Source organism: Curtobacterium sp. ME-Dv--P-122a (assembly GCF_030209645.1).
Taxonomy (GTDB): Bacteria; Actinomycetota; Actinomycetes; order Actinomycetales; family Microbacteriaceae; genus Curtobacterium; species Curtobacterium flaccumfaciens.
The window spans coordinates 178,570-186,544 of the sequence record NZ_JARVRO010000011.1 but is presented as its reverse complement, the minus strand read 5'-3'; the positions used below and the strand labels follow the sequence as shown (position 1 = coordinate 186,544).

Sequence of the window (7,975 nt, the reverse complement as noted above, 5' to 3'; positions counted from 1 at the left end):
GGCCCGTGGCGGCCCCGCCCCGCGCCTCCCGTCAAGTCGCGGGGACGCGTCTCCAGCCGCTGGTCGCCCGCCAGGCGGGCGCGTCGAAGCGGAAGACGCTGCCCATGCCGGGCTGGTCGAGGGCGCGCGTGATCGGGACGCCGCGCAGGTGGGCCAGGAGCAGCGCGCCGACCGCACCGTGCGAGACGATCGTGACGTCGCCGGCGGCGCAGTGCCGGCGGACGGCCGCGACGATGCGCTCCTGGGCGTCGATGGCTCGCTCCCAGCCGCGGACCGACTGCTCGGGTGCGGCGAAGAACGCGTCGACGACGGCCTCGAACTCGGACGGCGGCAGGTAGCCGGTCGCGCTCCGGTCGATCTCGCCCAGCAGCGGGTCGTGCTCGACCGGCAGTCCGACGGCCCGGGCGAGCAGGTCGGCGGTCTCGACGGCCTTGCACTCGGTGCTCGAGACGATCCGCCGGGAGCCCGGTGCCCACGCGAGCCGGTGTGCGGCGGCGGCCCGGACGCGTCCCTCGGGCGACAGCCCCCACGACTCGATCGGGACCGCGGGGTCGACCACCACTTCAGCGTGGGTCAGGAACGACGAGACCATCCGGCGATCCTCGCACGGTGCGAGGTACGTCCCGGCCCCGTCTGGTGCGAGGTTGTCCACTCCGTGCCCGGTCTGTTCCGACGCACCGAGTGGACAACCTCGCACCGAGCGACGCCCCGCCGCCCGCCCGCCGTGCGTCACACGGCGACACCGTCGGTCACGTTCCGCAACACCGCTTCGCCGCCCGGCCGAACCGTCCTAGCGTCGCCCCATGACCGTGCCCGACCGCATCACCCTCGTCACCGCGCTGCAGGGCGCCGGCTGGCACCCCGCCGCCTGGCGCGCAGCCGGCCCGGCAGTGCAGCGCCTCACGAGCCTCCGGCACTGGCGGGACGTCGTCGTCGAGCAGGACCGGCTCGGCGTCGACGCCGTCACCCTCGAGGACTCCTTCACCGCCGGCCCCACCGACCCCGACGGCGACCTCGACACGTCGACCGTCGTCGGCCGCCTCGATGCCCTCCTGGTCGCGAACGCGGTCGCTCCGGCGACCCGCGCGATCGGTCTGGTGCCGACCGTCTCGGTCACGCACACCGAACCGTTCCACGTCGCCACGGGCCTCCAGACCCTCGACCACGTCTCGCTGGGGCGGGCCGGATGGCGGATCCAGGTGAGTCCGACGACCCGCGAGGCCGCGCTGTTCGGCCGCCGCCCAGGCGGCGACGACGCGGCCACGCTGTTCGACGAGGCCCGCGAGGCCGCCGAGGTCGTCTCCCGCCTCTGGGACAGCTGGGACGACGACGCGATCATCCGCGACGTCACGACCGGCCGTTTCATCGACCGCGACCGCATCCACGACGCGGCGTTCTCCGGCTCGTTCGTGTCGGTGCACGGCGCGTCGATCGTGCCGCGGTCGCCGCAGGGGCGCCCGCCGGTCTTCTCGCTCGCGCACCGCGCCGACGCGGCGGCGTTCGCGGTGGACGCCGCGGACGTCGTGCTGGTCACGCCCGGCTTCGACGGCCGGGAGGCACGGGACACGCTGGCACTCGTCCGTGATGCCGAGCAGGCGGCCGGCTCCGACGTCCGCCGTCCGGTCCTCGCGGACCTCGCGGTGCTCATCGGGTCGTCGCCGGCAGCCGCCGCCGACGAGCTCGCCGCGCTCGACGCGGCAGCGGGCGCCCCGTACGCCGTCGGCTCGGGGGCGGACACGTCCGTCCTCGCGACGACGGTGCCGGACCTGTTGACCCGGATCGCGGACCTGCGGGCCCTCGGGTACGCCGGCGTGCGGCTCCGTCCGCTGCGCATCCCGATCGACTCGACCGCCATCGCGCGGCAGCTCGTCCCCGCCCTCGTCACCGCGGGGCTCCGTGCTGACGTGGCGTCCCGTCCCACCGCCGACCTGCGCACGCGGCTCGGCATCGCCCCGGCGGTCAGCCGGTACGCGCGTCCTGCCGTCACCGGTGCCGGTGTCGGTTCCGTCTCCTCGGGGGTCTCAGCATGAGCGTCAAGCGTCAGGTCCACCTCGCCGCCCACTTCCCGGGCGTCAACAACACCACCGTCTGGAGCGACGACCGCGCCGAGAGCCAGATCGCGTTCTCGTCGTTCGAGCACTTCGCCCGGAACGCCGAGCGGGGGTTCTTCGACTTCCTGTTCCTCGCCGAGGGGCTGCGGCTCCGCGAGCAGAAGGGTCGCATCCACGACCTCGACGTCGTCGGGCGCCCGAACACGCTCGCGATCCTCGCCGCGCTGGCCGGTGTCACCGACCACATCGGGCTCGTCGGCACGCTGCAGACGACCTTCAACGAGCCCGTCGAACTGGCGAAGCAGCTCGCCACGCTCGACCACCTGACCGACGGCCGCGCCGGCTGGAACGTCGTGACGAGCTCGGACGCGTTCCACGGTGCGAACTTCCGCCGCGGCGGGTTCCTCGACCACGCCGACCGGTACACGCGGGCCGCGGAGTTCGTGGAGCTGTCGCGCGAACTCTGGGACTCGTGGGAGTCGGACGCGATCGTGGCGAACGGGTCGGGCGCCGCCGGGACCCTGGCCGCCGGCGCCTTCGCCGACCGCTCCCGCATCCACGACGTCGACCACCACGGTCCGCAGTTCGACGTGACCGGCACGTTCCCGGTGCCGCGCAGCCCCCAGCGGCACCCCGTGGTCGTGCAGGCCGGCGACTCCGACGAGGGCCGCGACCTCGCCGCCGCGAACGCCGAGGTCATCTTCTCGCTGCACACCGAGTTCGACGACGCACGGTCGTTCTATGGCGACGTCACCGAGCGCCTGGAGCGGGTGGGGCGGTCGAAGGACGAGCTGCTGATCCTGCCCGGCGCGACCTTCGTGCTCGGCGACACGGCGGACGAGGCCGAGGAACGTTCCCGGGCGATCCGCCGTGCCCAGGTCAGCCCGGCGACCGCGATCGCGTTCCTCGAGCAGGTGTGGAACCGCGACCTGTCGTCGTACGACGTCGACGGGCCGTTGCCCTCGATCGAGCCGGACCTGGAGGGCGCCGACATCACCCGTGGCCGCGTCCGTCACACCCGCGACGTGCCCGCACTGGTGCAGTCGTGGCGCGACCTCGCCGCGGCCGAACACCTGTCGATCCGTGACCTGGTCATCCGGGTCTCGACCCGCGGCGGCTTCGTCGGCACGCCCGCACACATCGCCGCCGAGATCGACCGGTACGTGCAGGAGCGCGCCACCGACGGGTTCGTCGTCGTGCCGCACACCAACCCGTACGGGCTCGACGAGTTCGTCGACCGGGTCGTCCCGCTGCTGCAGGAGCGCGGCGTGTACCGGCAGTCGTACGACGAGGGTGCGACGCTCCGCCAGACGCTCGACCTGCCCGGACGGGTCCTCGACCGGCAGCGGGTGCTCGCATGAGCCGGGTCCCGCTCTCCGTCCTCGACCTCGTGCCGGTGAGCAGCGGGTCGACCCCGGCCCAGGCCCTGGCGAACACGGTCGACCTGGCCGTCGCCACGGAACGTGCCGGGTACGCCCGCTACTGGCTCGCCGAGCACCACCTCAACCCCGGTGTCGCCGGCAGTGCGCCGACCGTCGTCATCGGTGCGGTCGCCGCAGCAACCTCGACCATCCGGGTCGGCAGCGCCGCGACCCTGGTCGGCAACGTCCGCGGGCTGCAGATCGCCGAGACCTTCGGCACGCTCGCCGCGCTGTACGGTCCCCGGATCGACCTCGGGCTCGGCCGCTCAGGAGCACCAGCACCCGGCACCCCGAAGCCGCCGTCGCTCGCCCCGCGGACCGACCAGGTCGTCGACGGCCTGCTCGTCCCCGCGCCGTTCGAGTTCCGCATCGCGCCGGGCAGCCGGTTCGCCCTGCAGGGTGAACTGCTCGGGCGAGTGCCGGGCGACGTCGACCGGTTCGCGGGCGAACTCGACCTGATCCGCGGCCTGTTCGCGGGCACGTGGTCGCGGGACGGTGCGGTGATCGAGGCCCCACCGGCCGCGGGTGCCGCCGTCGAGCTGTGGATCCACGGCTCCACCGGCGGCGAGAGTGCCCGGATCGCCGGCGCGCTCGGCCTGCCGTACGGCGCGAACTACCACACGTCGCCCGGCACGGTCCTGGCGTCGGTGCAGGCCTACCGTGACGCGTTCCGCCCGGGCGTGCTCGACGCCCCGCACGTCATCGTGTCGGCCGACGTGCTCGTGGCGCCGACCGCGGCCGAGGCAGACGAGCTCGGGAACGGGTACGCCCAGTGGGTGCACTCGATCCGCTCCGGCGTCGGGGCGATCGAGTACCCGACCCCGGGCCAGGCTCGGGAGCCGCGGCTCCCCGCTGAGGCCGAGGCGTCGGTGGCGGACCGGCTCGCGACGAGGTTCGTCGGCGACCCGGCGCACGTCGCGGACCGGCTCGAGACGCTCCGGCGGGTCACGGGAGCGCACGAGTTGCTCGTCACCACGATCGCGCACGACCACGAGGCCCGGGTGCGCTCCTACGAGATGCTCGCCGCGGAGTGGGCGCGGCGCGCCGACGTGCGGGAGCCGGCCGCCGCCGCGCGCTGACCGACGCGGAACGACTCCGTCGCTGTCGTCCGACAGCGACGGAGTCGTTCGTGCGCGCAGCGCACGGTGCGGACCCGCGCACGGGATGCGGAACTCGGCACGGGGTGCGGAACCGGGCACGGTACGGCCTGGAGGCACGGTGCCAGGCCGCCACGGGCCTCCCGTCCGCACCGTGTGGCGGCGTCGCGGACCCGACCCGCGTTCCGGGGGTGCGCACACGTCGGACGGTGCGTCCCGAGCGACATCGTCGCAGTCGTACGACGTCGACTTCGTCGTTCCTGCTCGTCCGCGAAAGCTCGCGCACGCAACGAGCGACACCGCCGAGGTCGTACGACCTCGACGGTGTCGCTCCGCATCAGCACCAGGCACCGATGCGCCGAACCGGGCGAGCGCGGCCTCAGCTGTTGTCGAGCGGCAGACCCTCGGGGTTCACCTCGGACGTCTTCACGGCCTCGTTCGACAGGTTGTAGGCCGCGAGCCACTTCGCGTAGGTGCCGTCCTCGATGAGCTCGTTGATCGCCGCCGCGACGGGCTTCGCGATGCCGCTGCCCTGCTTCGTCGTCGCGGCGATGAGCCCCTGCAGTGACGAGCCGGCGCCGGAGTACGTGCCCGCGGTCTTCGTCTCCTTCGCGGTGCCCTTGCTCTGCGTGTTCTGGTAGGCGATCGTCGGGTTCGGCCCGAAGTAGGCCTCGATCTTGCCCGAGTCGAGCGCGAGCTTGATCGCGTTGCCGTCCGGGTAGTACTTGATCGTGAAGTCCTCGCCCTTCGCCCGGAGCTCCTTCTGCCACTCGAGCAGGATGTTCTCCTGGTTGGTGCCGGAACTCACGGACAGGGTCTTCCCGGCGAGCACGGACGGGTCGCCGTCGAAGCGCAGCGAGCTCGACGCCAGCACCTGGAACGCCAGGTTGTCCTGCCGGTACGAGGCGAAGTCGTACTTCTCCTTGCGCTCCTCGGTGACCGTGACGTTCGAGAACCCGGCGTCGTACTTGCCGCTGTCGATGCCGACGAACAGGTTGTCCCACGTGGCGTTCTGCACGTCCGCGCGCAGCCCGAGCTTCGCGGCGACGAGCCGTCCGAGGTCGGGCTCGGAACCGGTGATCGTCTTCTGGTCGTCACCGGTGAAGGCGAGCGGCGGGAACCCGGCGGGCAGGGCCCCCACGCCGATCGTGAGCTTGCCGGACTTCCGGACTGCGGCGGGGAGCGCGTCGTGCAGCTTCGTGTCCTCGGTGACCTCGACGGTCGTCTCCTTGGCCGCACCGTTCGAGGCGGCGCCGATGGTGACGGACCCGTCGGGTGCGCCGCTCGTGTCGGCGGAAGCGCCCGCCGAGCACCCGGCGAGGGCGACGACGACGCCGGCTGCGAGGACGAGGAAACCGGCGCGGGTGCGCCAGCGGGACGGGGTGGTCGTGGACATGGTTCTCCTTGGGGTGTGTGCGGGGATCAGGGGTCAGGGGTCAGGGGTCAGCGGACGCGGGACAGGAAGTCGCGCGTGCGGGTGTGCTGCGGGTGGTCGAGCACCTGGGCCGGCGGCCCCTGCTCGACGACCCGCCCGTGGTCGAGGAACACGACGTGGTCGGCGACCTCGCGGGCGAAGGCGATCTCGTGGGTGACGATGACGAGCGTGGTGCCCGTGTCCGCCAACCCCCGGATGACCCCGAGCACCTCGCCGACGAGCTCCGGGTCGAGCGCCGAGGTCGGCTCGTCGAGCAGGACGACCGACGGCTCGAGCGCCAGGGCCCGGGCGATCGCGACGCGCTGCTGCTGCCCGCCGGACAGCTGGCGGGGGCGGGCGGCGCCGCGGTCGCCGAGTCCGACCCGCTCGAGCAGTGTCTGTGCCCGCGCCCGGGCCGTGGCGACGGGGACCCCGGCGGCGATCGGCCCCTCGGCGACGTTCTCGAGCGCGGTCAGGTGCGGGAACAGGTTGAAGTGCTGGAACACGAACCCGATCCGGGCACGCTGCCGCAGGATGTGCCGCTCGGGCAGCTCCTTCCAGCGCGGGACCCCGTCGCGGCCGGTGCGCAGGCGGACGCCGATGGGCTCGTCGCCGACGGTGACGACCCCGCGGTCGAGCGGTTCGAGGTGGTTGATCGCCCGGAGCAGTGTGGACTTGCCGGAACCGGAGGGGCCGAGGACGACGGTCACGCTGCCGGACGGCAGCGACAGGTCGATGCCGTCGATGACGACGCTGTCCCCGAGCGCCTTGACGGCTCCGTGGATCGCGATGGCGGCGCTCATCAGATGCTCCTGTCGTCGACGGTGGAAGCGGACCCGGACGTGCCCGCGCGCTCGGCGGCGGTTGCCTGTGTGCGGCGACCCGCGCCTCCAGGCCGTCCCGGACCACGTCCGGTCCCGCCGCCCCGCAGCACGCTCCGCACCCGCTGCCACGGTGTCGGTGGCAGCGCACGGACCGACCCGCGGGCCGTCCAGCGCTCGACGTAGTACTGCACGATCGAGACCGCGCTGGTGAGCACGAGGTACCAGATGGTGGCGACGACGAGCAGCGGGATGATGTCGCCCGGGTACGTGCTCGACAGGTTCTGCACCACGCCGAACAGGTCGAGCAGTGACACGTAGAACAGCAGCGACGAGGCCTTCAGCAGGCCGACGATCTGGTTCACGAACGCCGGGACGATCGACCGCAGTGCCTGCGGCATGATCACCCGCACGAACTGCCGGCGACGGGGGAGCCCGAGCGCCTGCGCGGCCTCCTGCTGCCCGTGGTCGACGGCGAGCACCCCGGCGCGGACGATCTCGGACGCGTAGGCGATCTCACTGAGGCTCAGCCCGATGACCCCGATCGCCAGGTCCCCGAGCAGGTTCGCGGTCGGCACCTCGAACTGCGGCCCGAAGGGGATCCCGATGCCGATGGACGGGTACAGCGACCCGAGGTTGTACAGGAAGACGAGCACCAGGATCAGCGGCACCGACCGGAACAGCCACACGTACCCCCATGCGAGACTGGACAGCACCGGGTTGTGCGACAGCCGGGCGATGGCCACCAGGATCCCGCCGGCGAAGCTGATCACGGCGCTCAGCGCGGTCGCGGTGAGCGTCAGCTGCAGGCCGGTCAGGACCGCCGGGCTGAACAGCCACTTGCCGACGGCCGGCCAGCCCCACTGCTCGTTCGTGAACAGTGTCTCGCCGAAGTTCAGCAGCACGACGAGCACGAGGGCCGCGGCGATCCACCGCAGCGGGTGCCGCAACGGCACGACGGAACGGTCGAGTGCGGCGTGTCCGGCTGCGTCGATGGTCGCGGTCTCCGGCCTGGAGGCGCGGCTCGCCCCGGTCGTCCGGCCCGCGTCGTCGACGCTGGTCGCCTCCCACTGCGGGGCCCTGGTGGTGTCGGTCATGTCGCGACCGTAGGAGGGCCGGACGCCGCCGACAACGCCTCGCGCAACACCCCGCCACGCGGCGCAACACCCGG

The 7,975-nt window shown here is 73.0% G+C and carries 7 protein-coding genes; 3 read left to right on the top strand and 4 right to left on the bottom strand.

Annotation, left to right across the window (positions count from 1 at the left end; all coding sequences use genetic code 11):
• Positions 1-31 precede the first annotated feature (31 nt).
• On the bottom strand, positions 32-592 hold the full coding sequence (locus tag QRN49_RS12470; protein WP_284756184.1) for a histidine phosphatase family protein: 561 nt from the start codon (positions 590-592) through the stop codon (positions 32-34).
• Between the two features lie 211 nt (positions 593-803).
• Here QRN49_RS12470 and QRN49_RS12465 point away from each other — a divergent pair, with 211 nt between their 5' ends.
• The 3 genes from QRN49_RS12465 to QRN49_RS12455 are packed head-to-tail and all read left to right on the top strand — an operon-like array spanning position 804 to position 4,551.
• Positions 804-2,030 (top strand): LLM class flavin-dependent oxidoreductase, encoded by a 1,227-nt coding sequence (locus QRN49_RS12465; RefSeq protein ID WP_284756182.1) that lies wholly within the window; start codon positions 804-806, stop codon positions 2,028-2,030.
• Positions 2,027-3,412 (top strand): NtaA/DmoA family FMN-dependent monooxygenase, encoded by a 1,386-nt coding sequence (locus QRN49_RS12460; RefSeq protein WP_284756180.1) that lies wholly within the window; start codon positions 2,027-2,029, stop codon positions 3,410-3,412. The genes QRN49_RS12465 and QRN49_RS12460 overlap by 4 nt, the downstream gene beginning before the upstream one ends.
• Positions 3,409-4,551, top strand: a complete 1,143-nt coding sequence (locus tag QRN49_RS12455; RefSeq protein WP_284756178.1) for an LLM class flavin-dependent oxidoreductase — start codon at positions 3,409-3,411, stop codon at positions 4,549-4,551. Before QRN49_RS12460 ends, QRN49_RS12455 begins: the two co-directional genes overlap by 4 nt.
• Positions 4,552-4,948: 397 nt before the next feature.
• On the opposite strand, the gene QRN49_RS12450 is transcribed toward QRN49_RS12455, so the two are convergent.
• The 3 genes from QRN49_RS12450 to QRN49_RS12440 are packed head-to-tail and all read right to left on the bottom strand — an operon-like array spanning position 4,949 to position 7,901.
• Entirely contained in the window at positions 4,949-5,965 is a 1,017-nt protein-coding gene (locus QRN49_RS12450; protein ID WP_284756176.1) for a transporter substrate-binding domain-containing protein, read from the bottom strand.
• A 47-nt stretch (positions 5,966-6,012) separates the two neighbouring features.
• Positions 6,013-6,786 carry an amino acid ABC transporter ATP-binding protein gene (locus QRN49_RS12445; RefSeq protein WP_284756175.1) on the bottom strand — a complete coding sequence of 258 codons (774 nt, stop codon included), beginning with the start codon at positions 6,784-6,786 and terminating at the stop codon, positions 6,013-6,015.
• A complete protein-coding gene (locus tag QRN49_RS12440) occupies positions 6,786-7,901 on the bottom strand; it encodes an amino acid ABC transporter permease (RefSeq protein ID WP_284756173.1) in 1,116 nt (371 codons plus the stop codon). The genes QRN49_RS12445 and QRN49_RS12440 overlap by 1 nt, the downstream gene beginning before the upstream one ends.
• Positions 7,902-7,975: the final 74 nt, after the last annotated feature.